The 25,028-nt window shown below is 71.2% G+C and carries 24 protein-coding genes and 1 pseudogene; 10 read left to right on the top strand and 15 right to left on the bottom strand.

What is annotated here, in order from left to right:
* Positions 1-13: 13 nt before the first annotated feature.
* The 4 genes from cobA to FCI23_RS06375 all read right to left on the bottom strand — a co-directional run bounded on the left by cobA (position 14) and on the right by FCI23_RS06375 (position 6,942).
* Entirely contained in the window at positions 14-1,240 is a 1,227-nt protein-coding gene (cobA, locus tag FCI23_RS06390) for a uroporphyrinogen-III C-methyltransferase (protein WP_136722460.1), read from the bottom strand.
* Between the two features lie 333 nt (positions 1,241-1,573).
* Entirely contained in the window at positions 1,574-4,756 is a 3,183-nt protein-coding gene (gene cobT, locus FCI23_RS06385) for a nicotinate-nucleotide--dimethylbenzimidazole phosphoribosyltransferase (RefSeq protein WP_136722459.1), read from the bottom strand.
* 218 nt (positions 4,757-4,974) lie between these two features.
* The gene (gene cbiE / locus FCI23_RS06380; protein WP_136722458.1) at positions 4,975-6,192 is read right to left on the bottom strand and encodes a precorrin-6y C5,15-methyltransferase (decarboxylating) subunit CbiE; all 1,218 of its coding nucleotides are present in this window, start codon (positions 6,190-6,192) and stop codon (positions 4,975-4,977) included.
* A 108-nt stretch (positions 6,193-6,300) separates the two neighbouring features.
* A complete protein-coding gene (locus FCI23_RS06375; RefSeq protein WP_136722457.1) occupies positions 6,301-6,942 on the bottom strand; it encodes a GNAT family N-acetyltransferase in 642 nt (213 codons plus the stop codon).
* 210 nt (positions 6,943-7,152) lie between these two features.
* Between FCI23_RS06375 and FCI23_RS06370 the strand changes: the two genes are divergently transcribed.
* On the top strand, positions 7,153-7,938 hold the full coding sequence (locus FCI23_RS06370) for a class I SAM-dependent methyltransferase (RefSeq protein WP_211265226.1): 786 nt from the start codon (positions 7,153-7,155) through the stop codon (positions 7,936-7,938).
* Here the strand turns inward: FCI23_RS06370 and FCI23_RS63600 are convergent.
* Both FCI23_RS63600 and FCI23_RS63595 read right to left on the bottom strand, forming a co-directional pair.
* Positions 7,935-8,090 (bottom strand): annotated as a pseudogene (locus FCI23_RS63600) (hypothetical protein); the annotation flags it as partial. The gene FCI23_RS06370 and the pseudogene FCI23_RS63600 overlap by 4 nt on opposite strands.
* Entirely contained in the window at positions 8,084-8,344 is a 261-nt protein-coding gene (locus FCI23_RS63595; RefSeq protein ID WP_407645935.1) for a hypothetical protein, read from the bottom strand. The gene FCI23_RS63595 and the pseudogene FCI23_RS63600, both read right to left, overlap by 7 nt.
* A 121-nt stretch (positions 8,345-8,465) precedes the next feature.
* On the opposite strand from FCI23_RS63595, the gene FCI23_RS06360 reads away from it, so the two are divergent.
* The gene (locus FCI23_RS06360; protein WP_136722456.1) at positions 8,466-8,834 is read left to right on the top strand and encodes a hypothetical protein; all 369 of its coding nucleotides are present in this window, start codon (positions 8,466-8,468) and stop codon (positions 8,832-8,834) included.
* Positions 8,827-9,246, top strand: a complete 420-nt coding sequence (locus FCI23_RS06355; RefSeq protein ID WP_136722455.1) for a hypothetical protein — start codon at positions 8,827-8,829, stop codon at positions 9,244-9,246. Before FCI23_RS06360 ends, FCI23_RS06355 begins: the two co-directional genes overlap by 8 nt.
* A gap of 130 nt (positions 9,247-9,376) precedes the next feature.
* Here the strand turns inward: FCI23_RS06355 and FCI23_RS06350 are convergent, their stop codons facing one another.
* The 3 genes from FCI23_RS06350 to FCI23_RS06340 form a co-directional block, all read right to left on the bottom strand.
* Positions 9,377-9,877, bottom strand: coding sequence for a GNAT family N-acetyltransferase (locus tag FCI23_RS06350; RefSeq protein ID WP_136722454.1), 501 nt, complete (start codon positions 9,875-9,877; stop codon positions 9,377-9,379).
* 205 nt (positions 9,878-10,082) lie between these two features.
* A complete protein-coding gene (locus tag FCI23_RS06345; RefSeq protein WP_136722453.1) occupies positions 10,083-10,604 on the bottom strand; it encodes a sigma-70 family RNA polymerase sigma factor in 522 nt (173 codons plus the stop codon).
* 73 nt (positions 10,605-10,677) lie between these two features.
* Positions 10,678-11,865: a glycerophosphodiester phosphodiesterase gene (locus FCI23_RS06340; protein ID WP_136722452.1), complete on the bottom strand. Its 1,188-nt coding sequence runs from the start codon at positions 11,863-11,865 to the stop codon at positions 10,678-10,680.
* Positions 11,866-12,103: 238 nt separating this feature from the next.
* Here FCI23_RS06340 and FCI23_RS06335 point away from each other — a divergent pair, with 238 nt between their 5' ends.
* Positions 12,104-12,808, top strand: a complete 705-nt coding sequence (locus FCI23_RS06335; RefSeq protein ID WP_136722451.1) for a lysophospholipid acyltransferase family protein — start codon at positions 12,104-12,106, stop codon at positions 12,806-12,808.
* Positions 12,809-13,439: 631 nt separating this feature from the next.
* On the opposite strand, the gene argH is transcribed toward FCI23_RS06335, so the two are convergent.
* The 4 genes from argH to FCI23_RS06315 form a co-directional block, all read right to left on the bottom strand.
* A complete protein-coding gene (gene argH, locus FCI23_RS06330; protein ID WP_136722450.1) occupies positions 13,440-14,876 on the bottom strand; it encodes an argininosuccinate lyase in 1,437 nt (478 codons plus the stop codon).
* A gap of 94 nt (positions 14,877-14,970) precedes the next feature.
* The gene (locus tag FCI23_RS06325; RefSeq protein ID WP_136722449.1) at positions 14,971-16,167 is read right to left on the bottom strand and encodes an argininosuccinate synthase; all 1,197 of its coding nucleotides are present in this window, start codon (positions 16,165-16,167) and stop codon (positions 14,971-14,973) included.
* A 126-nt stretch (positions 16,168-16,293) separates the two neighbouring features.
* Positions 16,294-17,766, bottom strand: coding sequence for a sensor histidine kinase (locus FCI23_RS06320; RefSeq protein ID WP_246143426.1), 1,473 nt, complete (start codon positions 17,764-17,766; stop codon positions 16,294-16,296).
* A complete protein-coding gene (locus FCI23_RS06315) occupies positions 17,763-18,515 on the bottom strand; it encodes a response regulator transcription factor (protein ID WP_136722448.1) in 753 nt (250 codons plus the stop codon). The genes FCI23_RS06320 and FCI23_RS06315 overlap by 4 nt, the downstream gene beginning before the upstream one ends.
* A 242-nt stretch (positions 18,516-18,757) precedes the next feature.
* Here FCI23_RS06315 and FCI23_RS06310 point away from each other — a divergent pair, with 242 nt between their 5' ends.
* The 5 genes from FCI23_RS06310 (at position 18,758) to FCI23_RS06290 (ending at position 23,427) form a co-directional block, all read left to right on the top strand.
* Positions 18,758-20,131, top strand: coding sequence for a ferredoxin reductase family protein (locus tag FCI23_RS06310; protein ID WP_136722447.1), 1,374 nt, complete (start codon positions 18,758-18,760; stop codon positions 20,129-20,131).
* A gap of 15 nt (positions 20,132-20,146) precedes the next feature.
* Complete coding sequence (locus FCI23_RS06305; RefSeq protein ID WP_407645933.1) at positions 20,147-20,638, top strand: FMN-binding protein; 492 nt, start codon at positions 20,147-20,149, stop codon at positions 20,636-20,638.
* Positions 20,639-20,716: 78 nt separating this feature from the next.
* Positions 20,717-22,084 carry a ferredoxin reductase family protein gene (locus FCI23_RS06300; RefSeq protein WP_136722580.1) on the top strand — a complete coding sequence of 456 codons (1,368 nt, stop codon included), beginning with the start codon at positions 20,717-20,719 and terminating at the stop codon, positions 22,082-22,084.
* A gap of 4 nt (positions 22,085-22,088) precedes the next feature.
* Positions 22,089-22,661, top strand: a complete 573-nt coding sequence (locus FCI23_RS06295) for an FMN-binding protein (protein WP_322973808.1) — start codon at positions 22,089-22,091, stop codon at positions 22,659-22,661.
* Positions 22,662-22,713: 52 nt separating this feature from the next.
* Positions 22,714-23,427: an FAD:protein FMN transferase gene (locus FCI23_RS06290; protein WP_136722578.1), complete on the top strand. Its 714-nt coding sequence runs from the start codon at positions 22,714-22,716 to the stop codon at positions 23,425-23,427.
* 15 nt (positions 23,428-23,442) lie between these two features.
* On the opposite strand, the gene FCI23_RS06285 is transcribed toward FCI23_RS06290, so the two are convergent.
* Positions 23,443-23,874 (bottom strand): hypothetical protein, encoded by a 432-nt coding sequence (locus tag FCI23_RS06285; protein WP_136722445.1) that lies wholly within the window; start codon positions 23,872-23,874, stop codon positions 23,443-23,445.
* Between the two features lie 157 nt (positions 23,875-24,031).
* On the opposite strand from FCI23_RS06285, the gene FCI23_RS06280 reads away from it, so the two are divergent.
* Complete coding sequence (locus FCI23_RS06280) at positions 24,032-24,547, top strand: MFS transporter (RefSeq protein ID WP_136722444.1); 516 nt, start codon at positions 24,032-24,034, stop codon at positions 24,545-24,547.
* Here FCI23_RS06280 and FCI23_RS06275 read toward each other — a convergent pair.
* Positions 24,477-25,016 (bottom strand): arginine repressor, encoded by a 540-nt coding sequence (locus FCI23_RS06275; RefSeq protein ID WP_136722443.1) that lies wholly within the window; start codon positions 25,014-25,016, stop codon positions 24,477-24,479. The two genes, FCI23_RS06280 and FCI23_RS06275, sit on opposite strands and share 71 nt — an antisense overlap.
* Between the last annotated feature and the right edge of the window lie 12 nt (positions 25,017-25,028).

Raw genomic sequence — 25,028 nt, 5'->3', positions numbered from 1 at the left:
GGGTCAAGAGCTGTTACCGACGGATACCCCTGCCGACGGCGACGACCTCGCCGACAACGATGACGGCCGGCGGCCGTATCGCCTCTTCCGTCACGACCTGGCCGACCGTGGCAAGCGTGGCGTCGACTCGGCGCTGTGCGGCGGTCGTGCCCTCCTGGATGACGGCCACCGGAGTGTCCGCCCCACGACCGTGCTCGATCAGCGCAGCCGCGATGGCACCGACGCGCTCCACGGCCATGAGCATGACGAGTGTGCCCCGCAGCTTCGCCAGTGCGCCCCAGTCAACGAGCGACCGCGGATCGTCGGGTGCGACATGCCCGCTGACCACCGTGAACTCATGGGCGACCCCTCGGTGCGTCACGGGGATCCCCGCCGCGCCCGGCACGCTGATCGAACTGGAGATGCCAGGCACCACCTCGCACGGGATACCGGCTTCGGCCAGCGCCTCGGCCTCCTCCATACCTCGTCCGAAGACGAACGGATCGCCACCCTTGAGCCTGACGACAGCCTTCCCGGCCTTGGCGTGCTCGATCAGTGCGGCGTTGATGGCCTCCTGGGCCATCGCACGCCCGTAGGGAATCTTGGCGGCATCGATCACTTCCACATGCGGCGGAAGCTCGTCCAGCAGATCCCTCGGCCCCAACCGGTCGGCGATGACGACATCGGCCTCGGCCAGCAGCCGCCGCCCCCGCACCGTGATCAGGTCCGGATCCCCCGGTCCCCCGCCCACCAGCGCGACACCGGCCGTACGGCCCCGGTGCCGGGGCGCGATGAGCGTCCCGTCCCGCAGTCCCTCCACCACCGCATCGCGCACCGCGGCCGAACGCCGCGGGTCCCGCCCGGTCAAAACGGCGACAGTGACGCCCTCGCTCCTCCCGGTGGCCGGAGTCCACGCCGTCGCCGCGTCCGCGTCGTCGCTGCGCACACACCACACACGCCGGGCTTCCGCCTCCTCCGAAGCAGCAGCGTTGGCCTCCGCGTCACCGGTCGCGACGACCACATACCAGGCACCGTCCAGATCCCCGGCCCGATACCCACGCCGCTCCCACCGCAGCTCGCCCGCATCGGCCATCGCCTCAACGGACGGCGTCGCGGACGGCGAGATCAGGACGATGTCCGCGCCGGCCGCCACCAGAGACGGCAGCCGCCGCTGAGCGACCTGCCCGCCCCCCAGGACCACCACACGGCGCCCGGAAAGCCGCAGCCCGACCGGGTAGGCGGGCACGTCGTTACGGTCCATGGCAGTGCGGCTCCTCAGATGAAACAGAACATTGGCAACAACCCTAAGACCCGCCCCCGGAACGACGCCGGGCAGCCCGATGAGCCGTCTTTCCCCCCGGCCCGAAAGTCGGCCAACGGCCGGAGGGGGTGGGGCGGGGTTGGGCCCGTACGGGCACTAAAGCGGCGCAGACCGCCCAGTTCCGAGCCGGCGAGGAACAGGGCGGGCGACCACGCGGCGGAGCCGCAAACCGATTGCAGCGCCGCCCGCTAGGGCCCACCCCCGCCCCACTCCCGGCACCCGCCAGGAGGCGGCAACCTTACGGTGCCGAGCAACGGGCGGGTGGGCGGGAAATCACCCCTTCTCGGTAACCCCCGCGGAGTCAAACGTCGCCACCTCATGCATAGCCCGCGCAGCACTCTGCACGAGCGGCAGCGCCAACAGCGCCCCTGTGCCCTCCCCCAGCCGCAGGTCGAGATCGACCAGTGGCCGGAGCCCCAGCTTGGTCAGTGCGGCCCGGTGCCCCGGCTCGGCGCTGCGGTGCCCGGCGATGCAGGCCGCGAGTACTTCCGGCGCGATGGCGCGGGCGACGAGGGCCGCCGCGCCGGCGCTGACGCCGTCGAGGATGACGGGTGTACGCAGGGAGGCGGCGCCGAGCAGCAGCCCGACCATCGCGGCATGCTCCAGGCCGCCGATGGCGGCGAGGACCTCGATGGGGTCGGCCGGATCGGGCCGGTGCAGCTCCAGGGCCCGCCGGACGACGTCGACCTTGCGGGCGTGCATCTCGTCGTTGATGCCGGTGCCACGCCCGGTGACCTCGGCGGGATCGACCCCCGTGTAGACGGAGATGAGGGCGGCCGAGGTCGTCGTATTGGCGACGCCCATCTCGCCGGTCAACAGCGCCCGGTTGCCGGCCGCGATCAGGTCCCGGGCGGTCTCGATGCCGACCTCGATGGCGCGCAGCACCTCCTCGCGGGACATCGCGGGCCCGGCGGTGAAGTCGGCCGTACCGTACCGGATTTTGCGCGGCAGGAGCCCGGGGGTGCCCGGGAGTTCGGACGCGACGCCGACGTCGATGACGCACACTTCGGCGCCGACCTGGTTGGCGAAGGCGTTCACGACCGCGCCGCCGGCGAGGAAGTTGGCGACCATCTGGGCGGTGACTTCCTGGGGCCAGGCGGTGACGCCCTGGGCGTGCACCCCGTGGTCACCGGCGAAGATCGCGACGGCGGCGGGCTCGGGGATCGGCGGGGGGCACTGCCGCGAAAGACCGCTCAGCTGCGCGGAGATGATTTCGAGCATGCCGAGCGCGCCGGCCGGCTTGGTCATCCGCTTCTGCCGCTCCCACGCCTCTCCGAGTGCCTTGGCGTCGAGCGGGCGGATCCCGCGGAGGGTCTCCTCCAGCAGGTCGTGCGGTTCCTCGCCGGGCAGTGCCCGGTTCCCGTACTCCTCCTCGTGCACGACCCACGCCAGGGGGCGTCGCTGGGACCACCCGGCCTGCATCAGCTCGGGCTCTTCAGGGAACTCATCGACGTATCCGACGCACAGATAGGCCACCACCTCGAGGTGTTCGGGGAGGCCGAGTTCACGCACCATCTCCCGCTCGTCGAAGAAGCTGACCCAGCCGACGCCCAGGCCCTCGGCGCGAGCGGCGAGCCAGAGGTTCTCCACGGCGAGGGCCGAGGAATACGGCGCCATCTGCGGCTGGGTGTAGCGGCCGAGGGTGTGCCGGCCGCCACGGGTCGGGTCGGCCGTCACCACGATGTTCACCGGGGTGTCGAGGATCGCCTCGATCTTCAGCTCGCGGAACTGCTTGGCGCGTCCCTTGGGCAGCGACTTGGCGTAGACGTCGCGCTGGCGCGTCGCCAGTTCGTGCATTTTCTCGCGGGTCTTGTCGGAGCGGATGACGACAAAGTCCCAGGGCTGCGAGTGACCCACGCTCGGCGCGGTGTGGGCCGCCTCCAGGACGCGGATGAGCACCTCGTGCGGGATCGGGTCGTCGCGGAAGCCGTTGCGGATGTCGCGGCGCTCGCGGATGACTCGGTGTACGGCATCGCGTACGGCGCTGTCGTAGCCCTCCGCGGCCGGGCGGCCGCCGTCCGCCGGTTCAGGGGTCGCCTCGGTCTCGGAAGCCTGTGTCACCTCGTCAGAGGCGAGTCCGTCAGGGGAGGCAGGAGCGGAGACCGGCTCGGCAGGGTCGGGAGAGACGGTGACTTCGGGCTCGGGTGCGGCGGCCAGGGGCTCCACGGTGACCAGCTCTTCGGGAGCCGGTTCTTCGACGACCGGTTCTTCGACGACTGCCACGGCCTCCGGCGCCTCAGCGACGTCATCAGTGACGGCGTGCAGGCCGAAGGGCAGCGTCGTGTCGGGGCCGGCGACGACCGGCACGGGCGTGGGCTCAGCCGCCGCCTCCGCCACAGGCGCGACGGGCGGCTGCTCCGGGGCGAGGGCCTCGGGCGCCACGGGGTCCGGCACGGGGACCGCGGATACGGGTTCCGGCTCGGCTACGGGGAGTTCGGGCGCCACCGGCTCACTGAGCTGCTCGACCGGTTGGAACAACCCGGCATGCACGGCCTGGGCCGGAATGCCTGGCTCCGCGGCGCCGACGAGAGCGGTGGGCTCCACAGGCGGCGCCGGCTGGGGGGGAGACGTTTCAGCGGCCGGTGCCGGAATGCCCGCCGGCTGTTCCTCGGCAACGGCCGGGGAAGGCCAGGCGGCGCCCGGGGCGGGGAGGCCGGGGAAGCCCGCGTCCAGGGGCTCGGGGGCTGCCGGGCCGGGGGAAGCTTCCCCCGGATGCTGGGCGGGGATCGGGGCGAGCGTTTCGGCCTGCGGAACGTCGAAGTACTCCGGGCCTGTGGTGGGCGGACCGGGCTGCCGTACCGGGGCCGGCTGTACGAGCGCGGCGGCGGGCGCGGGAGCCGGGGGCTGGGCCGCGGGGGTCGGGCCGCGGTCGGCGAGGGAGCGCACGACACCACCGGTGGCCGGATCCGGCATCGGGGGGCCCATGTGCAGCGGCCGCCGGGGCGGCGCGACGGGCTCGGGTACGACGGGCGCCACGGGGGTGGGCGTTACGGGCTGCGGGGCCCGGGCCGTCGAGTAGTCGAATTCAACGGGGCCGGAGTCCCGGCCACCCGTCTCGTGAGCCTCGGCGAGGGCCGGGTCCGCAGCGGGGCCCGGACCCTGATCCACTGCCAGGTCCGCTATCGGAGCGGAGGCGGGGACCGGCAAGGGCACCCCCAGCGGCGCCGGCGGCGGCACCGGTTGCGGATCGCTCCAGGAGCCCTGGACGCCCGGCATGATGAGCAGGTCCTCCTCCTCCTCGACGACCGGCTGCTGGTCGAGGAAGGCGTAAGCGGGAGGTGCCTGTGCGGCCAGCGGATCGGAGCCCCACGGGGGGACCGTCGGCTGCTGCTCAGGATTGCCGGGGTGGCCGGAAATGCCGATATTGCCGGGACGTTCGGCGTGCGGCTGCAGAACCGCTTCTTCGCCTGCGTTCTCCGGCAGTCCCTCGCCGGGGACCTGGCCGGTGTCAGTCATGCGTGCCCCTCGCCCATCGGTATCGCTCCTTCCAGCGCCGCGCCGCGCGTACGGCCCACAGCGAGAACGAGCGTCCGCTGCAAGCGGCACGTCAGCCTCGGGCGTTCCGGACGACCCGTCAACGAACTACGACGGCACAACGGTCCGCAAGCCTACCCTGCAGCCGCCCCGACGCACCTCTTAGGGGGTTCTCCGCAATACGGGCGCAATGCGGCGCTTCACCTGCGGTACCCGCACAGTGTGAAGACCACCGTCCGCTCGCTCTCCGACCACTCGGAGTCGAGCTCGACATCCTGCAACAGGGCCCGTACGACAGCGAATCCGCCTTCTTCGAGGGCCTGGCCGACAGCCTCGGCCTCGTCGCGATTACCGGCGCTCACCACGATCCGTTCGGGGCGGCGGGCGGCGCACGCGGCGACGACTTCCGCTCCCCCGCCGCCGATCCGCACGATGTCCGGTTCCGGAAGATTTTCCAGCACTTCGGGCGCGTTGCCGTGCACGACTTGCAGTTGCACGCCGAAGCGGCGGGCGCTCGCCGCCGTCCGCCCGCAGGCGTCCGCGTCCCGGTCGACGGCGATGACCGCCGCGCCGAACCGCGCGGCCTCCACGGCGGCCGCGCCCTTGCCGGAGCCGATGTCCCACATCAGGTCGCCGGTGCGCGGGCCGAGCCGGGCGAGTTGGAGCGCCCGCAGCGGCGCGCGGCTGTCGGCGGCACCGGCGTCGGAGCCGTACTCCTCACCCGGCAGCGCCCAGCCCCGTACCCGCCCGGGGAATCCGGGGTCGCGTCCGGCGATCCAGCCGCCGCGCCCGGCGACGACGGGGGCCGCCGATGAGGTGCCGCCGATGACGAGCACCACGTTCGGGTCCCGCCAGGTGTGGTCGGCGACTTTGTCGGAGGTGAGGACGGTGACCTGCTCCTGCTCGGTGCCGAGCGCCTCGCAGATGACGAAGGTGCGGTGCACCCCTTCGAGCATCAGGGCGAGTTCGGCGGGCCCGGCGCCGGGCGCGGTGAGCACGGCGACTTTGGGGTAGGCACGGCATACGTTGACGGCGCGGCGGAGGGTCCGGCTGTGCGCGACCACCACGCAGGCGTCGTCCCACGGCATCCCGGTCCGCGCGAAGGCCTGGGCGACGGAGGAGACGGCCGGGACGACTTCGACCTCGAGCCCGTGCTCGGGAGCACGCAGGGCCCGTACGACGCCGAAGAAGCCGGGGTCACCGTCGGCGAGGACCACCGCGCTCCCCCGGTGCTGGGCGATCCGGCGGGCGACGATTTCGATCGAGCCGAGGACGATCCGCTCGGCGTGCGGCGGCACCTGGGGCAGCGCCAGATGGTGCCGGGTGCCGGCCACCAGGGTGGCCGCGCCGAGCGCGGAGAGCGCGCCCTCGGTCGGGGGTGAGCCGTCCCACCCGATCACCGTGACCCGGTCGGCCATCGTCGTCAGCCTCCTGGGCGTGTCGCATAGGTGCCGGGGCATGGAACAGAAGCCCCCGGGGAGAGCACCCTACCCAGGATCATGTACCGGCCGGACAACGGCCCCCGGTCAGCGCCAGTCGGCGAAGGCGTAGTCGGTGCCGCCCGTGCTGCGGTCGCCGGGGCCGTCGAGGTCCTCGGGGAGGAGGCTCCAGACGATGAGGTCGGTCCGGGCCTCCGCCCAGCGGCCGGCCGGCTCCTCGTCCGGCCGGGTGCGTACGATCCCGGCATTGCGGAGCACGCCCTCACTGATGCAGCCGATTTTCTGGGCGACCTGCTGGGAGGCGGTGTTGTCGGCGGCGGTGCGCAGTTCCAGCCGCTCGAACTTCTGGTCGTCGAAGAGCCACTGGGCGACGGCGAGCACGGCCTCGGAGGCGTATCCCTCACCGCGCGCCCAGGCGGCCGTCGTGTAACCGATGGTGCTGGCCCTTGTCCGCCAGTCGGTGTGCTGGAGATGGACGGTCCCGACCAGCCGCTGGGTGAGGAATTCGGTTACGGCGAAGACGATGCCGTGGCCCTCGGCTCGCTCGGCGGGCGCGAACTCGGTGGCGAACGCGCGGGCGTCGGCCTCGGTGTAGGGCTGTGGCACGGGGGTCCAGGCGGTGACGAGGTCGTCGTTCATCATGTCCGTGAGCTCGGGGATGTCCGTGTCCTCGTACGCGCGCAGCACCAGCCGCTCCGTACTGATGGAGATGTCCGGAAAGGTGGTCATTCGACGCTCCGTAGCCAGGGCACGTGTGTGAGCACAGCATGCAACATCGGCCGGGTCACCTGCGGGGCAGGGGCGCGGCAAGGACGCCGCGGCCATCGCTCAAGAGTACGGGTAAGCGTTCCTGTCCGGCCTGAAGTTGGCGGCCTGTTCCTTCTCTTTCCGCAGGTCCGTTACTACTGATGTCATACTCTCCTGCTACCGTCAGCCCGCGTGACGGTGCACCACGCAGCAGGAGTCGGATACCAGAAGGCCGCGGGCGTGTACGAGCGCTCCCGCCCCTCGTACCCCATGGCGGCGCTCGCCGAGCTCGCCGACGCGCTGCCGTTGCAGGCCGGGCGCACCGTGGTGGACCTCGGCGCGGGCACGGGCAAGTTCACCCGGTTGCTGGCGCTGACCGGAGCCGAGGTGACCGCCGTGGAGCCGGTGGTGGAGATGCGCGAGCGGCTGGCCGAGCTGCTGCCGGGGATCTCGGTGACGGCCGGCACCGCGGAGGCGACCGGACTGCCGGACGGCTGTGCGGACGCGGTGGTGGCGGCGCAGTCCTGGCACTGGTTCCAGGAGGCGGAGGCGCTGGCGGAGGTCGAGCGGCTGCTACGGCCGGGCGGCGCGCTGGCGCTCGTGTGGAATACGTACGACACCTCGGTGCCGTGGGTGCGCGATTACCAGGACATCGTGTTCCGGCTGGCGCCGCGCGATCTGCCGAGTCCGCTGGACGGCGGCTGGCGCGAGGCCTTCCGGGCCCGGCCGGGCTGGTCGCGGATCGAGGAGCGGCACTGGCCGAACCCGCATTCGACGACGGTCACCGATGTGGTGGAGCGGATGATGTCGTCCAGCCATATCGCGGTGCTGAGCGCGGCGGAGCAGGAACGGGTGCGCGCCGAGGTCGGTACGGTCCTCGGCGCGCACGACGCGACGCGCGGTCACGGCGACATCGAAATGCCTTACACGACCGATGTGTACTGGGTGCGGCGTACGAAGTCCCGGAAGCCGTCCTAGTGCCTGTCCGGCCGGACAGGCACTAGCTGCCGGGGACGACCGGCAGGACCGAGCCCTGGTAGTTCTTTCTTGGCGATGTCGGCCGGTGTGGCGTCGTCGCCGACGCCGTTCTTGAGGGTGATCAGGCCGTTGGCGGCGAGCAGTTTCAGGCCGTGGCCCTCGTTGACGGCGTCGTCGGCGAGGGCGACGGTAGCGCCGCTCTTGAGAGCGTCCGCGGGTCCGCGGACTTGATCCTGTGCGAGTAGAGGCCCCTGCCGGAGAGGCCGAGGATTTCCAGCGGCAGTTCGACATTGCCCTGCACGGTGCGTGAGGACAGCAGGTTGAAGTGCTGGAAGACCATGCCGATACGGCTGCGGGCGGCACGCGGCGCCGCGCCGGCTCGGCCCGCGCCGGCACCTTCCGTCACTGACGTCCCAATATCCGGTCAGACTGTCCGGATTCCGGACGCGATGCGGGACACGGTGACAGAGAGGGCGGCCGGCCCGGCCGGTCGCGGCGGGCATCCTTACCCGTAATAGAGTCGGGGCATGCTCGACGCAGTCACCATCACGGTCTCCGTCGCCGCGCTGCTGCTCGCAGCGTGGTGCGGCTTCGCGACCTTCCGCGACCAGCCGACCAAGGACTGGCACTTCATCGGCATGGCCGTCGTGACCGTGCTCGCCCTGGTCCAGACGGTGATCGGCGTGGTGAAGCTGGCGGCGGGCGAGAAACCCCACGACGGCACAGTGATCTTCGTCGCGTATCTGGTCGGGGCCGCGTGCACGATTCCGGCGGCAGCCTTCATGTCGCTGACCGAGCGCACCCGCTGGGGTTCGGCGATCGTCGCGGCCGGCGGGGTGATCCTGGCCGTACTGGAAGTACGGCTGTTCGACATCTGGGGAGGCATAAGTGCCTGAGACCGCACCGGCAGTGCAACAGACCGGGATCGGCCGCGGGCCGGGGCGGCTGCTGCTCTCGCTCTACGGGGTGTTCACGGTTGCCGCGCTCTCGCGGTCGATCGTGCAGATCATCATGCAGTTCAGCGAGGCCCCGCTGGCGTATGTGCTGTCCCTGGTGGCCGGCATCGTCTATGCGGTGATCACGGTCGCGCTGTGGCGCGGCGGCGAGGCGGCCCGCAAAGTCGCCCTGGTGAGCTGCTCGGCCGAGCTGCTCGGGGTGCTCCTCGTGGGGACGCTGACCATCGTCGACACGTCCGCATTCCCCGACCAGACCGTGTGGTCGGACTACGGCATGGGCTATCTCTTCCTGCCCGTGGTGGTCCCGATCAGCGGACTGCTGTGGCTGCGCCGGTCGGGGCGGCAGCAGTAGCAGGCGCGGCGGACCGCCGGGCGGAGCCGTGGTGGTTTCTCGCCGTCGCGGCGGGAACGACACTCCCCGCCACGACGGCAGCCGTCCGGCCGGTGCCCGGAGCACCGGCCGGGCGTCGCACGCGGGTCACTCAGGCGCTGGCCGCGTAGACCGAGGCCGACTTCTCCAGCGTGACCATGCTCAGTCGGCGGCTGACGTGCTCCGCGGTGCCGATCTGGGTGTAGCCGAGCTTGCGGTACAGCCGCAGGCCGATCTCGCTGCGATGGCCGGTCGCGAGCCGGTACCGCTTGGCTTCGCTCTCGTCGGCCAGCCGCTCCTCCAGCGCCCGCAGCAGCCGGCCGCCGAGGCCGTGCCGCTGCATGCGTGGATGGACGATCAGCTTGCCGATGCGTGCGGTGCCGTCGTCGTCCACGGCGCCGCGTACCGAGCCGACGATCTCGTCGCCGAGCCGGGCCACCAGTACCGTGCCCCCGTCGAGCTCCGCACGCAGCGTTTCGAGGGTCTGGGTGAGTGGTTCGATGCTGTAGTCGCCGTACAGCTCGGCCTCGGTCTGATAGCAGAGGTATTGGAGTTTGAGGATGTTCTCGGCGTCGTCCGACTTCGCCGTAGAGATGGTCACGCTCATGCCCATGTGCGCAGGCCTCCCCTTCGAGTCCGCCCGGGCGCGGGAGGGTGAGGGTTGCGCCCGGGACGTGTGCCCTGAATTGGAGCCGACGCAGCTCCGCGCCGCCTCCGTGGCGCCGATGATCGCACAACCGCCCGGAGATGGAGTATGGGGTGCGATACCCGCATGCAACCGTTTCCGAACGCGCCACGCGCGCTTTGCCGCCAAGTGTTTACCGTGCCTTACCCCGTCGTACGTGCGATGCAACCTCCGGCACGAGCATCGAACGCAGACATCCCAGACAACGCGAGCGCATCGGCCCCAGACTGCCCTGTGAGATTCCCAACTCCATGGAGATTTCCCGGTATGTGGGATCGGAATGGGACATAAGCGCTATAACCAGTTGTGGACACCGGCCGGGCAGCCGCCGCACGGCGGCCCGAACCGCCCGCAGCCGCTCGGCGTCGAGCGCTGCTTCCTCCGCTGTCCGCCCGTGTTCGGCCACCGGATCGCGGCCCGGTGGGTACCGCACCTCCCGCCGGACCCGCCGGGCGGCCCGGCGGGCCTCCGCCCGGACCGCGGCGCGCAGCCAGGCCGCCGTGTCCGACGGCGGCGTACTACCGGGGAGTTCGAGCAGCCGCAGCCAGACGGCCTGTTCGAGATCGGCGGCCTCGATACCGCCGGGGACGGCTTCCGCGGCGGCCTCTGCGGCCAATAACGGGCGGAGCCGGGTGAGTTCGTCGTCGTACAGCATGCCCGGCGGGACGTGTGGGCCACGCCAGGCGGTTGCTACCGGCCGGGGTAACCACCCGTGCGCGGTACCCGGATCACTTGCTGTTGACGAAGTCCTCGCGGGCGAGGAGCGCGGTGTCGGCGTTGTCGGAGAAGATCCCGTCGATACCCTGCTCGAAGTAGACCTTGAACGCCCCGAAAGCGTCACCATAGGCGTTCGCGTCGGTGCCCTTGACGAAGTCGGCGGGCAGGAAGACGTTCTCGTTCCGCATCGTGTACGGGTGCAGCACCAGCCCGGCGGCGTGGGCGTCACGCACCAGCTTGGTGGGCGTACCCAGCTTGCCCGCCGCGTCGCGCGGGATGATCAGCAGCAGTGTCGGCCCGATGCCCTGGGCGAAGCCCGCGGTCCACTTCAGCCCCTCCGGCGTGATCAGGTCGGCGACGGTGCGCGGGTCGCCGGAGTCCACGAAGTCGTACGGACGGCTGGTGGCCACGTCGAGGAGGAAGATCTTGGGGGCGCCGACACCGAGCGCGCCGAACCGGCGCAGGCTGCCCGGTTCGAAGGACTCCAGGAACTGCGGGGAGTTCACACGGTCCCGCCCATAGCGGCGCAGCAGCTTGGCGAGCGGCTCCTCCAGGCCGAGGCCGGCCTTCCGGAAGTAGGTCGGGTGCTTGGTCTCGGAGTACAGCCAGACGGCCTTGCCGCGCTTGCGGCCCTGCTCGTCGGCCCACTTCAGGACCTCCTCGAAGGTCGGGATCTCCCAGCGGCCGTCATAGAGCGTATTGCGCTGACGTATGGACGGGACGCGCTCCACGGCACGCAGTGTCTTGAGCTCGGCGAGGGTGAAGTCATCGGTGAACCACCCGGTGGCCACTATGCCGTCGATCGTCTTGGTGGTCTTGCGGTCCGCGAACTCCGGGTGGCTCGCGACGTCGGTCGTGCCGCCGATCTCGGGCTCATGACGGCAGACCAGGTGGCCGTCCTTGGTGGGGACCAGGTCCTGCTCGATGACGTCCGCCCCGAGGTCCAGCGCCAGCTGGTACGAGCCGAAGGTGTGCTCCGGGCGGTAGCCGCTCGCGCCCCGGTGTCCGATGATCGCGGGCACCGGCAGCTTGTACGTGTCCCCGTGTGATGCTGCTCTCGCCGTGCCCGGCAGCCCCAGCACCGCCCCGCCCGCCGCAGCCGCGGTGCCAAGGAGCGCCCGGCGTCCCACGGCCGTCGCCGTCCCTTGCCGGGTCCCCCTCGGGGTCCCTTCCCGGGTCCCTTGCTGGTCATGCGTCATGCGCGCTCCCGGGGTTCGGCCGAACGGGTGTCGGGCCTCTGTCAACGACCCGCGCATCGTAGGCGAGTACGGCTTTCAGGCAGGTGTCGTTGGCCGGAATGCGGCGGAAACTCGGGTCAACACTGCGTACCGATCGCGTGAACCCGGCGTGCGTTCGACCGGTCGGCGGAAGTATGGTCCTCAGTGTCCAGGTGTTTCAGGTGTTCAGGTGTTTCGCCGACCACGACCGGAGGGCCCGTTGTCCCGCATCATCCTCAAGGCGATCCTCGGGCTCCTCATGCGCGTCCTGTTCCGCCCAAAGGTCGAGGGCGCGGAGAACATCCCCGAGAGCGGTCCGGTGATCGTGGCCGGGAACCATCTCACCTTCCTCGACTCGCTGTTCCTGTCGCTGGTCGTCAAACGGCAGGTCTTCTTCATCGGCAAGGACGAGTACGTCACCACCCCCGGGCTCAAGGGGCGGCTGATGGCCGCATTCTTCACCACCGCCGGCATGATCCCCGTCGACCGCGACGGCGGCCGGGGCGGCGTCGCCGCGCTCATGACCGGCCGCCGCGTGCTGGACGAGGGCAAGGTCTTCGGCATCTACCCCGAGGGCACCCGCTCCCCCGACGGCCGCCTCTACCGGGGCCGCACCGGTGTCGCCCGGCTGGCCCTGATGACCAGCGCGCCCGTCGTGCCCTGCGCGATGATCGGCACCGACCGGGTGCAGCCGGGCGGCAGCGGCAGGCCGCGCATCAGCCAGGTGACGGTGCGCTTCGGGAAGCCGCTGGAGTTCTCGCGGTACGAGGGCATGGACCGCGACCGCTACGTGCTGCGCGCGGTGACCGACGAGGTCATGAGCGAGGTCATGCGGCTCTCCGGGCAGGAGTACGTCGACGTGTACGCCACCAAGGCCAAGTCGGCTGCCGCTGCCGCCACCGCCGAACACGCCAAGGCCGCCTGACGCTGCGCTGGGCCGGGCGCCGTTTTTCCCACCCACCCACTCACCCGTTGAACCCTGCGACACGCTTCCGGCCTGGGCCGGGCCCCGCTACCGCCATGAGCTTGCGGGCAGGCGCCGAACCCGGCGACAGGCCTCGGCGGGTGCTGGCCGCCCCACTCGGTCATGCCGGGGTTGGGGCGGCCGGGGAGTTGATGGTGCCGGGCGGGTCATAGGCGATAAGGACCGGCCGTTCGGGCCGGGGGAAATCTGGCCGATGGCCGCCGAGAGGTCCGCCTCCAGCTCGGGGGGCAGCTTCAGCGTCTCCGATGAGCTTAGAGGGCCCGGCAGTAGGCGGGGTGGCCCTGGGTTTTCCGGGTGCCCGGCTGAGGGCTCGGCCGTACGAGCGTGGGGGCTCCGCCCCAGACCCGCCCCCACGCCCGCAGGGCGTAGGGGGACCCCCAGTCCTCGAACGCCGGACGGCTGGCGGTGTTGCCGGGGCTCCGCCCCGGGCCCCGGTCCGCAGGCGCCCGGCGGGCTGAAATTAATTGTCACCTGGTTGTGGGCAGGCGTGCCGCAGGGCGATGGGGGCACCTCCCATGCCCTTAAGGCTATGGGGGAGAGTGGGCACAACGCCGGCCGCCGGCCCGCGGGGCTACGCGTTGCGCTTGGCCGCAGCCCAGCCGTGCTGGACCGCCAAGTCGGCCTTGACCTCGGCAATCTGCACGGCGACAGCCGAAGGCGCCGTCCCACCGCGCCCGTCGCGGGACGCGAGCGCGCCGGGTACGTTGAGAACGGAGCGTACGGCGGGCGTGAGGTGGGGGGAGATCTTGGCGAACTGGTCATCGGTGAGCCGGTCGAGCTCAATGCCCTCGGACTCGCAGACCTTGACGCACTCGCCGGCGACTTCATGGGCGACCCGGAAGGGGACGCCCTGCTTGACCAGCCATTCGGCGATGTCGGTGGCGAGGGAGAAACCGGCCGGAGCGAGCGCCTCCATGCGTTCGCCGTTGACCGTGAGGGTGGCCATCATGCCGGTGAAGGCGGGAAGCAGGACCTCCAGGGTGTCGCAGGAGTCGAAGACCGGCTCCTTGTCCTCCTGGAGGTCGCGGTTGTAGGCGAGCGGAAGGGCCTTCAACGTGGCCATCAGACCTGTGAGGTTGCCGATGAGGCGGCCGGACTTGCCCCGGGCCAGCTCGGCGATGTCGGGGTTCTTCTTCTGCGGCATGATCGACGAGCCGGTCGAGAAGGCGTCGTGCAGGGTGACGAAGGAGAATTCCTTCGTGTTCCAGATGATGACCTCCTCGGCGATACGGGAGAGGTTCACACCGATCATCGCCGTGATGAAGGCGAACTCGGCGGCGAAGTCCCGGGAGGCCGTACCGTCGATGGAGTTGCCGACCGAGCCGTGCTCGAAGCCGAGGTCGGCGGCGACCGCCTCCGGGTCCAGGCCGAGCGACGACCCGGCCAGCGCGCCGGAACCATAGGGCGAGACAGCTGTTCGCCCGTCCCACTGCCGCAGCCGCTCCGCGTCCCGGGAGAAGGCCTGGACATGCGCGAGGACATGGTGGGCGAAGAGCACCGGCTGGGCGTGCTGGAGGTGGGTGCGGCCGGGCATGGCGAGGTCCGGGTGGGCCTCGGCGAGGCCGACCAGGGCGTCCTGCAGCTCGGCGATGAGGCCGCCGATGACGCGGGCGTGGTCGCGCAGGTACATCCGGAAGAGGGTGGCGATCTGGTCGTTGCGGGACCGGCCGGCCCGCAGCTTGCCACCCAGGTCGGGGCCGACCCGCTCCAGCAGGCCGCGTTCCAGGGCGGTGTGCACGTCCTCGTCGGCGACGGTGCCGGTGAAGGTGCCGGCGGCGACATCGGCTTCGAGCAGGCCGAGCCCGGCCGCCATGCGCTCCAGCTCGTCGGTGGTGAGCAGGCCCGCCTTGTGCAGGGCGCGCGCGTGGGCCCGGGAGCCGGCGATGTCGTACGGCGCGAGCCGCCAGTCGAAGTGGACAGAGGCCGAGAGCCTGGCCAGCGCCTCGGACGGTCCGTCGGCGAAACGGCCGCCCCAGAGCCGGACGTCGCCGGTGTTGCCGTTGCTCACTGCTGCTCCTCGTGACTGGGTGATGTACGGCCGCCTCCCGGCCGGCGAGGCAGGGAGGCGACGGATGTGCGTGACAGCGCTGCTGCCGGGCGGCCTACTTCGCCAGGTCGCGCTTGGCGGCCATCTTCGACGACATGCCGAAGATCTCGATGAAGCCCTTCGACAGCGACTGGTCGAAGGTGTCGCCGGTGTCGTACGTGGCCAGGTTGAAGTCGTACAGCGACTCCTCCGAGCGCCGGCCGTTGACGACCGCACGGCCGCCGTGCATGACCATCCGGATGTCACCGGAGACGTGCTCGTTGGCCTCGTTGATGAAGCCGTCCAGCGCCCGCTTGAGCGGGGAGAACCACAGGCCGTCGTAGACCAGCTCGGCCCAGCGCTGCTCGACCTGCCGCTTGTAGCGGGCCAGCTCGCGCTCGACGGTGACGTTCTCCAGCTCCTGGTGGGCGGTGATCAGCGCGATCGCGCCCGGGGCCTCGTAGATCTCCCGGGACTTGATGCCGACGAGCCGGTCCTCGACCATGTCGATCCGGCCGATGCCCTGGGCGCCGGCCCGCTCGTTGAGCTGCTGGATGGCCTGGAGGACGGTGACGGGCTGACCGTCGATGGCGACCGGGACGCCCTTGCGGAAGCTGATGACCACCTCGTCGGCGTCACGCGGGGTGGCCGGGTTCTCGGTGTACTCGTAGACGTCCTCGATCGGAGCGTTCCAGATGTCCTCGAGGAAACCGGTCTCGACGGCGCGGCCGAAAACATTCTGGTCGATGGAGTACGGAGACTTCTTGGTGGTCACGATCGGGAGGTCCTTCGCCTCGCAGAAGGCGATCGCCTTGTCGCGGGTCATGGCGTAGTCCCGGACCGGGGCGATGCACTTCAGCTCGGGGGCGAGGGAGGAGATACCCGCCTCGAAGCGGACCTGGTCATTGCCCTTGCCCGTGCAGCCGTGGGCGACGACGGACGCGCCGTGCTTCTGGGCGGCGGCGACGAGGTGCTTGACGATGGTCGGCCGGGAGAGCGCGGAGACCAGCGGGTAACGGTCCATATAGAGCGCGTTCGCCTTGAGCGCCGGCAGGCAGTACTCGTCGGCGAACTCGTCCTTGGCGTCCGCGACCTCCGCCTCGACCGCGCCGCAGGCGAGCGCGCGCTTGCGGATGACGTCCAGATCCTCGCCGCCCTGGCCGACGTCGACCGCGACGGCGATGACCTCGGCGCCGGTCTCCTCGGCGATCCAGCCGATGGCGACGGACGTGTCCAGACCGCCGGAGTAGGCGAGTACGACGCGCTCGGTCACGGGGCTCTCCTTCAGGTGCATACGCTGATTGGCATAAGTATGCACTCCGCCGCATGGTTCGTCAATCGTGTCGGCCCACTGCCGCCCGCACGGCACCCGTATCCGCCCGCCATTTGTAAGGGCATGTCACCCACTCGGCACGATCACGGTGAATTCCGTGGCGCCGGGACGGCTGTCCAGGCGCACCGTGCCGCCGTGCGCCGCGACCACGCCGGACACGATGGAAAGGCCAAGACCCGCGCCGCCACCCGGGTGGCCGGGGCGGCGGCGGTCGGCTCGGGTGAATCGCTCGAAGACCGTCGCCCGGATCTCCTCCGGCACCCCTGGGCCGTCGTCGCCGACCGTGAGGACCACTGAACCGGGACCGTCCGCCAGCCGGACGGTCACCCTGGTCCCGGCCGGGGTGTGCAGCCGGGCGTTGGCCAGCAGATTGCCGACGACCTGGCGCAGCCGGTGCTCGTCGCCGGGCACGATGACCGGCTCCTCGGGCAGATCGAGCAGCCAGCGGTGGTCGCGGCCGACCGCCCGGGCGTCGTCGACGCCGTCCAGGACGAGCCGGGTCAGGTCCACGGGCTCGCGCTCCAGCGGGCGCCCGGCGTCGAGGCGGGCCAGCAGGAGGAGGTCGTCCACCATCTCACCCATGCGGGCTGACTCGGCGGCCACCCGCTCCAGAGCCCGGGCCACCTCGGGTGGCACCGGCCCGGGATGGCGCAGCGCGAGCTCGGTGTGGCCGCGGATGGACGCGACCGGCGTACGGAGCTCATGGCTGGCGTCGGCGGCGAAGCGGCGCAGCCGCTCCTGGCTGGTATGGCGCTTGGACAGGGCGTCCTCGACATGGCCGAGCATCAGATTGAGCGCGGTGCCGACCTGGCCGATCTCGGTGCGCGGGTCGGTGTCGGGGGCGTGCGCCGGGAGTGCGACCTCACCGCTGTCCAGGGGAAGCCGGGTGACGGAGACCGCGGTGGCGGCCACCTGGCGCAGCGGCCGCAGTGACCAGCTGACCCAGAACGCCCCGGCGATGCCGGCGGCGGCCAGAGCGATGCCGAAGACCGCGGCCTCGACCCATTCGAGCCGGTGCGCCGCCTCCTCGACGCCGCTCAGCGGAAGGCCCGTGATCAGTACGTCCCCGTCGGCGCCGTCCACCGCGCGGACCCGGTAGTCGCCGAGCTTGGACAGCTCGATGTTGTGGGACCGCCCGTCGACGCGGACGGCGGCGAGCACGGCCTTGTCGGCGCCGGTCAGGGTGACGCTCGTGTCGGTGCCGGAGCGGACCACGGCGCCGTCGGTGACCCGGCCGTCCAGCAGCCGGGCGCCGAAGGTGCCGGGGGCCTGGTTGCGGGTGTCGGGATGCTCATCGCCGTCGGGTTCGTGGTGGCCGGAATTGACGGGAGCGCGGTGTTCCAGGCTGGCCGGGAAGCGGCCGCCGCCGTCGGCGAGCTGCTCGTCGAGCCGTTCTGCGAGGGTGCTGCGCAGGGTGAGCAACGCGGCGACGCCGACCGCCGCGCAACTGACCGCGAGCAGCACCACGATGCCGACCGTGATCCGGGAGCGCAGGGTGAACGGGCGCAGTCGCGCGATGGTCGCCCTGCCGGGCTTCACTGGGCCGCCTGTTTCAGTACGTAGCCCGCGCCGCGCACCGTGTGGATCATCGGGGTCCGTCCGGCGTCGATCTTCTTGCGCAGGTAGCTGATGTAGAGCTCCACGACATGGGCCTGGCCGCCGAAGTCGTAGGACCAGACCCGGTCCAGGATCTGCGCCTTGCTGAGCACCCGCCGGGGGTTGCGCATCAGGAACCGCAGCAGCTCGAACTCGGTCGGCGACAGCTCCACCGCTTCGCCGTCGCGGGTGACCTCGCGGGCCTCCTCATCCATCACCAGGCCGCCGACGACCAGCAGCGACTCGTCGGTGAGCGCGCGGGTCATGCCCGCCCGGCGGAGCAGCCCGCGAAGCCGGGCCAGGACCTCCTCCAGGCTGAACGGCTTGGTGACGTAGTCGTCGCCACCCGCCGTGATTCCGGCGATGCGGTCCTCGACGGAGTCGCGCGCGGTGAGGAAGAGCACACAGACGTGTGGCTGCTCGGCACGGAGCTTGCGCAGCACCTGGAGTCCGTCGAAGTCCGGCAGCATGACGTCGAGGAGCACCGCGTCCGGCCGGAAGTCGCGGGCGGCGGCGATCGCGGAGGCGCCGTCGGTGGCACCGCACACCAGCCAGCCCTCGTAGCGAAGCACGCCGCAGAGCACCTCGGCGAGGTCAGGTTCATCGTCCACGACGAGCACCCGGACCGGGGTGCCGTCGGGGCGGGTGAGCGCGTGCAGGGGGCGGGCGGATGCGGCGCGGCGGATTTCCATGGTCCGTACAGGATCCACTACCAGGGGAGTGGCGTAGACCTCCGGTCCCTCTGAGTTTCCCCTGAGTGCGGGTCCGGTCCCGGCGGACCCGGCGGGGGGTGTGGGCTGGGCGGCGTCGAGGCCGGTGGCGGGCGCCGCCCGGGCGGGTGCGTACGGGCCAGGGGCGGCGGGCCGCGCTGAGAGCCGGTTCAGAGGTTCGGTTGGCACAGTGAGGCTCCCGCAGGACCGGAAGGGGAAACATCTTGGCCACCACCCGCGGCGGCACGGCGGCCCGACAGCACGCCGCACCGCCCACGCAGCGTGCCCCTCGCACGCCCGCCGGACCGGTGCTCGCGCTGATCTACGGCGGCGCCGCCGTCGTACTCGCGCTGTGGTGGACCAGTACCGCGTCCGTGGTCGGCCCCGCGGACTGGCTGATCGGGGCGGGCCGGATGGCCGGGCTGCTCACCGGCTACGGCTGCGCTGTGCTCGTCGCCCTGATGGCGCGGGTGCCGGCGCTGGAGCGCGGGATCGGCAGCGACCGCGTCGCGCGCTGGCACGCCATGGGCGGCCGGTATGTGCTGAGCCTGCTGACCGCGCATGTCGTGCTGATCCTGTGGGGCTACTCGGTGCAGGACCGCGCCTCCCTCGTGCACGAGACGAAGACGATCGTGCTGACCTACCCGGAGATGCTCAAGGGGACAATCGGCTCGCTGATCCTGCTCGCGGTCGCGATCGTCTCCGCGCGGACGGTCCGGCGCAAGGTGTCGTACGAGACCTGGTACTACCTGCACGTGCTGACCTATGCGGCGATCTTCCTGGCTTTCGGCCACCAACTGGCCGACGGCGCGGACTTCATCGGGAACACAACCGCCCAGTACGCCTGGTACGCCATGTATCTCGGGGTCGCGGCGCTGGTGCTGTGGTTCCGGGTGCTGGTACCCGTGAGGCTGAACATGCGGCACCGGCTGCGTGTCGAGGCCGTTGTGCGGGAGGCGCCGGGGGTGTACTCGATCCTGATGCGCGGGAGGCGGCCGGAACAGCTGGCCGCCGAATCGGGGCAGTTCTTCCGCTGGCGATTCCTGGAGTCCGGGCTGTGGTGGACGTCGAGTCCGTACTCACTGTCGGCCGCGCCCCGGCCCGGACTGCTGCGGATCACCGTCAAGGCCAACGGCAACCACAGCGCGGCGCTGGGGATGCTGCGGCCCGGCACCCGGGTCTGGGCCGAAGGGCCGTACGGGGCACTGACCGCCGCCCGCCGGACCCGGCCGAAGGTGCTGCTGCTCGCGGGCGGCGTCGGGGTCACCCCGCTGCGGGCGCTCTTCGAGACACTGCCCGCCCGGCCCGGCGACCTCACCCTGCTGTACCGGGCGCGGACCTCGGAGGACCTCGCACTGCGCGGCGAGCTGGAGTCGATCGCGGCCGCCCGCGGCGCACGGCTGTACTACGCCGTCAACGCCCCGGACGGCGCCCGCTCCCCGATCACCGCGGCCGGGCTCCGTGAGGTCCTGCCGGACATCGACCGGCACGACGTGTACCTGTGCGGGCCGCCCGGTATGGCCGAGTCGTCGTACGACGCGCTGCGCGCGGCCGGGGTGCCGGCATCCCGTATCCACCACGAGTCCTTCGAACTGTGAGCCCCGATGAACCCGATGAGAACGCGTCCGCTGCGCCGCATCCTGCTGAGCACCGTCGCCACCGTCTCCGGTGCCGTCCTGCTGCTGGCCCTGAAGCCGCACAGCCATCCGGCGGTGGTGGCGCAGATCCAGTCGGCCACGCCGCCTTCGGCCTCGGTGTCCTCTTCGGCAGCCCCGTCCGAGTCATCCTCTTCATCCTCTTCGCCCTCTTCGTCCTCCTCGTCGAAGACGAAAGCCACCCGAAAAGTGACCGGTGACACCGTCCAGACCCGCTTCGGACCGGTGCAGGTGCAGGTTACGCTCACCGGCACCAGGATCAGCGCGGTGACTGTGCTCCAGGTGCCCACCGAGAACCCCAGGGACCAGGAGATCGCCCAGTACGCCGTTCCGCAGCTCACCCAAGAAGCGATAACCGCACAGAGCGCGAGCATCGACACCGTCTCTGGGGCGACCTATACGAGCGAGGGCTACGTCCAATCGCTGCAAAGTGCGTTGGACAAGGCCTGAGATTGAGCAATTCCCGTGCGAGAGCCGTATGGGTGGGTCCAGGGAGGCAGGTGAGGGAAGGGAAGCAGACCAGTGACGATGATGCAGAACACCCGGGCCGGACGCCGGGCCACCAAGAGGGCGATCCGCCCCCGGCGGTCACCCGCGGTACCGCTTCTGGCACTGACCTGGGCCGGAGCCGTCGCGGTGCTGTGGATGTGGTGGAACAACACCCCGCGCGTCGCCCTCGGGACCAACGACTGGCTGCTCGGCGCGGGGCGGCTCACCGGCCTGCTCGGTGGCTACACCATCGCCCTGGTGATCGCCCAGATGGCCCGGATCCCCGCGCTGGAACGACGGGTCGGCTCGGACCGGGTCGCACGCTGGCACGCCATGAGCGGCCGTTACGCGATCTGTCTTGTCGTCGCCCATGTCGTGCTGACGATCTGGGCGTACTCGCTCCAGGCCAATACCGCCATCATCGGTGAGACTGTGACCGTCGTCACGACCTTCCCCGACATGATCAAGGCGACCATCGGCACCGTGCTGCTGATCATCATCGGCCTGGTGTCGGCGGGTGCCGTGCGCCGCAGGATGAAGTACGAGACCTGGTACTACCTGCACCTTCTCACCTACCTCGCGGTCTTCCTCACCTTCTGGCACCAGCTGGCCACCGGTGCGGAGTTCATCGGCAACCAGACCGCCCGCACCGTCTGGTACGTGATGTACGGCACTGTCACCGTGCTGCTGGTCTGGTACCGGCTGCTGGTGCCGGTGCGCCTCAACCTCAAGCACCAGATGCGGGTCGAGGCGACGGTCGAGGAGGCCCCGGGCATCGTTTCGGTCCTGATCACGGGCCGGAAGCTGCACCGGCTGGGTGCGCAGGCGGGGCAGTTCTTCCGCTGGCGGTTCCTCGCGCCGGGGATGCGCTTCAGCTCGAACCCGTACTCACTGTCCGCCGCGCCCCGGCCGGGGCTGCTCCGTATCACCGTCAAGGCCGTCGGCGGCCACAGCTCGGCGCTCGCCTCCCTCAAGCCCGGCACCCGGGTCTGGGCCGAGGGGCCCTACGGCGCGATGACCGCCGCCCGGCGCAGGGGCGGCAAGGTGCTGCTGCTCGCCGGCGGAGCCGGGATCACCCCGCTGCGGGCGCTCTTCGAGACGATGCCGGCGGACCGCGGCGACCTGACGCTGCTGTACCGGGCCAAGAAGACCGAGGACCTGGCTCTGTGGGACGAGCTGCGGGCGATCGCCGACGACCGCGGCGCCCGGCTGATGTACGCCGTCAACGGGCCGGACGGCTCCCGCCCGGAGATCACCCCCGACGGGCTGAAGAAGCGCGTGCCCGACCTCAACCAGCACGACGTGTACCTGTGCGGGCCGCCTGGCATGGCGGAGGAGATGTACTCCGTACTGCGTGAGGCCGGGGTGCCGTCCTCACGTATCCACCACGAGTCCTTCGAAATGTGAGTGTGTGAGTACCGTGAAGAAGAAGCATCCGCTCCGCCGCATGGTGCTCTGCACCGCTGCCACCGTCTCCGGCATCGTCCTGATGCTCGCTCTCAAGCAACCGGCGCCGGGCACCGCCGCGGCCACCGCGCCGGTGCAGGTCGGCGCTGTGGCCGGCTCGCCGACAGCGTCCGCGGCCGCGACGGGGTCGGCAGGCTCGGTCCAGGGCTCCGCCTCCGCCTCGGCCTCCGCCTCGGCACCCGCCTCGGCACCCGCCTCGGCACCCGCGGCGGCGAAGAGCTCCGCTCCGGCTGCCGCGAACGTGACCCGCTCCGTCACCGGGGACACCGCCCAGACGCAGTACGGACCCGTACAGGTCGAGATCACCATGACCGGTACGAAGATCACGGCCGCCACCGCCCTACAACACCCGACCGGCGGCCAGAGCGACCAGATCAACGCCAACGCGGTGCCCAAGCTCAACCAGGAGGCGGTGACCGCCCAGAGCGCCTCCATCGACGCCGTCTCCGGCGCCAGCTACACCAGCGCGGGGTACAAGCAGTCGCTGCAGAGCGCTCTGGACAAAGCCGGTGTCTGAGGCATCCGTGTCCGAAGAATCCACCACCCGGCTCCGCCACGTCGAGGACGCCATGGGGACGGTCTTCTCCTTCGACGTACGCGGCCCCGAAGCCGGGACCCCCCGGAGCCGGGCGGCCCTCGAAGCGGCCGTCACCTCGCTGCACCGCGCGGACGAGGTCTTCTCCGCGTACCGCAGTGACAGCCAGCTCAGCCGGCTGGTCCGCGGCGATCTCGGCCTCGCGGACTGCGACCCGGAAGTACGGGAGGTGCTGGCGCTCTGCGACAACGCCGAGCGCCTCACCGACGGCTGGTTCAGCGCCCGCTACGCCGGCCCGCTCGACCCCACCGGCCTGGTCAAGGGCTGGGCCGTGGAACGCGCAGCCCGCATGATGGCCTCGGCCGGCGCCGACGCCGTCTGCCTCAACGGGGGCGGCGACATCCAGCTCCTCGGCGGACCCTGGCGAGTGGGGATCGCGCACCCGCTCCGGCCCGGTGAGCTGGCGACCGTCGTCGAGGCGGCCTCCGGTGAGCTCGCCATCGCCACCTCAGGCCCGGCCGAACGCGGCTGCCACATCCTCGACCCCCGCACCGGCATGCCGCCGGAAAGCGCGCTCGCCTCGATCACGGTCGTCTCCCGAAGCCTCACCGACGCCGACACCTGGGCCACCGCCGCCTTCGCGATGGGCGATCGCGCCCGCGACTGGCTGGAGCGGCTCCCCGGCGCGGAGGCCTTCGCCGTCACGGCTGACGGCGCGACCTGGCAGACGACAGGGTTCGGCTCCTGACCCGGCTCGGGCTCCTCACCGTACGACCACGGTCACCTTCCAGCCGCGCAGCGCTCCGCAGCCCATCATGCCCTTGCCGGTCGGCTTGGGGCACACCCGCTCCGAGGACGTGAGCTCCGCCCGCCCCGCCTTGGCGCCGTTGAACTCGGTGCCGGACGCCTTGGCCAGCGCCGTACCGGACGCGGTCACCGGAGCCCAGCCCGCGGCCAGTTGCACAGTCACCCGGCCGCCCGTCTTCACGCACACCTCATGGCCGCTGTCGGCCGCCGTCACCGTCACCTCGGCGCTTGCCGCGCAGGCCGAAGCCGTCGGGCCCGTCGAGGCGGCGGACGACGGGGACTGCGCCTTGGCGGGCAATGTGTGCGCACCGCCCGTATCGCTCCCGCAACCTGCTACCAGCAGCGCGGCCGCACCGACCGCCACCAGGGACAACACCGTCTTGGGCATCTGAGAATCCTCTCCGTCCGGCTCCCGGTCGGCCACCGGGCGCTTATGGGACGGCCGAACTCCGGTTCGGGTTCCGCTCATGTCCGCGACAACAGGAGCAGATCCAGTAGCCGGTCCGGATCGCGCTCGGTGAGTTCGCGCCGCCCCTGGCTACGCCGTGGGCTACCTGGCCTCCGGCCTCGGCGCCGGCTACCTCATCGGCGCCGCCGTCGGCCGCCACGCCCTCGCCCGGTTCGGCGTCCGCAATGTGCTCGGCGCCGCCCAACTCGCCATCGGCGGCTCCTTCTTCGCCCTGTTCAACTCACCGGACCTGCCGGTTGCCGTCCTCGCCGCGGCCCTGCTCGGCATCCCCGGGAGCATTCCGCCGGTCTCTGTGGAGACCCACGTCCACCGCCCCGCCCCGCCCTGGATGCTCGGCCGCGTCGGCGCATTGTTCTACGCTGTGGACTCCCTCGCCGCCATCGTCGGCGCCCTGTGCGGCCCCGCCCTCGTCACCGGCCTCGGGCTGACGGCCGGCCTCAACGCCATCAGCGCCTTCGCCCTGCTCGCGGTGGTCGCCACCTGGGGCTCGGTGCCACGCGAGGCACCACGGTCCGCTGCGCTCAGCGCTCCCCCGCCGCCAGGCGCAGCAGGTGATCGGCGACTGCCTGGCCGCCGCTGGGGTCGCGGCTGATCAGCATCACGGTGTCGTCACCGGCGATGGTGCCCAGGATGTCGTACCCCTCGGCCTGGTCGATGGCCGAGGCGAAGAACTGGGCGGCGCCGGGCGGGGTGCGGACGACGACGAGATTGGCCGAGGCCTCGGCGGAGATGAGGAGTTCGGTGGCCAGGCGGCGCATGCGTTCCTCCTTGACGGACTCACCGAGGGGGGCCTGGGGGGTACGGAAACCGCCTTCGGAGGGGACTGCGTAGATGAGTTCGCCGTTGTTGGTGCGGATTTTGACGGCGCCGAGTTCGTCGAGGTCGCGGGAGAGCGTCGCCTGGGTGACGCTCAGCCCGTCGTCGGCGAGCAGCTTGGCGAGCTGGCTCTGGGACCGTACGGCCTGCCGGTTCAGGATGTCCACGATCCGGCGGTGGCGTGCCGTGCGGGTCTGCGGCACGGCCTGCCCGGCTTGGCCGCTGTCTCTGTGCGCCTCGGTCATCGTCGTCGTCTC

Source organism: Actinacidiphila oryziradicis, assembly GCF_005047355.1.
Lineage (GTDB): Bacteria > Actinomycetota > Actinomycetes > Streptomycetales > Streptomycetaceae > Actinacidiphila > Actinacidiphila oryziradicis.
Note: the sequence above shows the minus strand (reverse complement) of the source record. Positions and strands in the feature narration are given on the sequence as shown.

What these genes read in the sequence shown, in the direction of transcription:
- cobT (WP_136722459.1), bottom strand. Translation starts at nt 4,756, where the DNA reads ATGACTGACACCGGCCAGGTCCCCGGCGAGGGACTGCCGGAGAACGCA.
- FCI23_RS06340 (WP_136722452.1), bottom strand. Translation starts at nt 11,865, where the DNA reads ATGACGCATGACCAGCAAGGGACCCGGGAAGGGACCCCGAGGGGGACC.
- FCI23_RS06290 (WP_136722578.1), top strand. Translation starts at nt 22,714, where the DNA reads ATGGGGACGGTCTTCTCCTTCGACGTACGCGGCCCCGAAGCCGGGACC.
- FCI23_RS06300 (WP_136722580.1), top strand. Translation starts at nt 20,717, where the DNA reads ATGATGCAGAACACCCGGGCCGGACGCCGGGCCACCAAGAGGGCGATC.
- FCI23_RS06285 (WP_136722445.1), bottom strand. Translation starts at nt 23,874, where the DNA reads ATGCCCAAGACGGTGTTGTCCCTGGTGGCGGTCGGTGCGGCCGCGCTG.
- FCI23_RS06350 (WP_136722454.1), bottom strand. Translation starts at nt 9,877, where the DNA reads ATGGGCATGAGCGTGACCATCTCTACGGCGAAGTCGGACGACGCCGAG.
- FCI23_RS06345 (WP_136722453.1), bottom strand. Translation starts at nt 10,604, where the DNA reads ATGCTGTACGACGACGAACTCACCCGGCTCCGCCCGTTATTGGCCGCA.
- FCI23_RS06375 (WP_136722457.1), bottom strand. Translation starts at nt 6,942, where the DNA reads ATGACCACCTTTCCGGACATCTCCATCAGTACGGAGCGGCTGGTGCTG.
- cbiE (WP_136722458.1), bottom strand. Translation starts at nt 6,192, where the DNA reads ATGGCCGACCGGGTCACGGTGATCGGGTGGGACGGCTCACCCCCGACC.
- FCI23_RS06275 (WP_136722443.1), bottom strand. Translation starts at nt 25,016, where the DNA reads ATGACCGAGGCGCACAGAGACAGCGGCCAAGCCGGGCAGGCCGTGCCG.
- FCI23_RS06305 (WP_407645933.1), top strand. Translation starts at nt 20,147, where the DNA reads ATGAGAACGCGTCCGCTGCGCCGCATCCTGCTGAGCACCGTCGCCACC.
- cobA (WP_136722460.1), bottom strand. Translation starts at nt 1,240, where the DNA reads ATGGACCGTAACGACGTGCCCGCCTACCCGGTCGGGCTGCGGCTTTCC.
- FCI23_RS06315 (WP_136722448.1), bottom strand. Translation starts at nt 18,515, where the DNA reads ATGGAAATCCGCCGCGCCGCATCCGCCCGCCCCCTGCACGCGCTCACC.
- FCI23_RS06360 (WP_136722456.1), top strand. Translation starts at nt 8,466, where the DNA reads ATGCTCGACGCAGTCACCATCACGGTCTCCGTCGCCGCGCTGCTGCTC.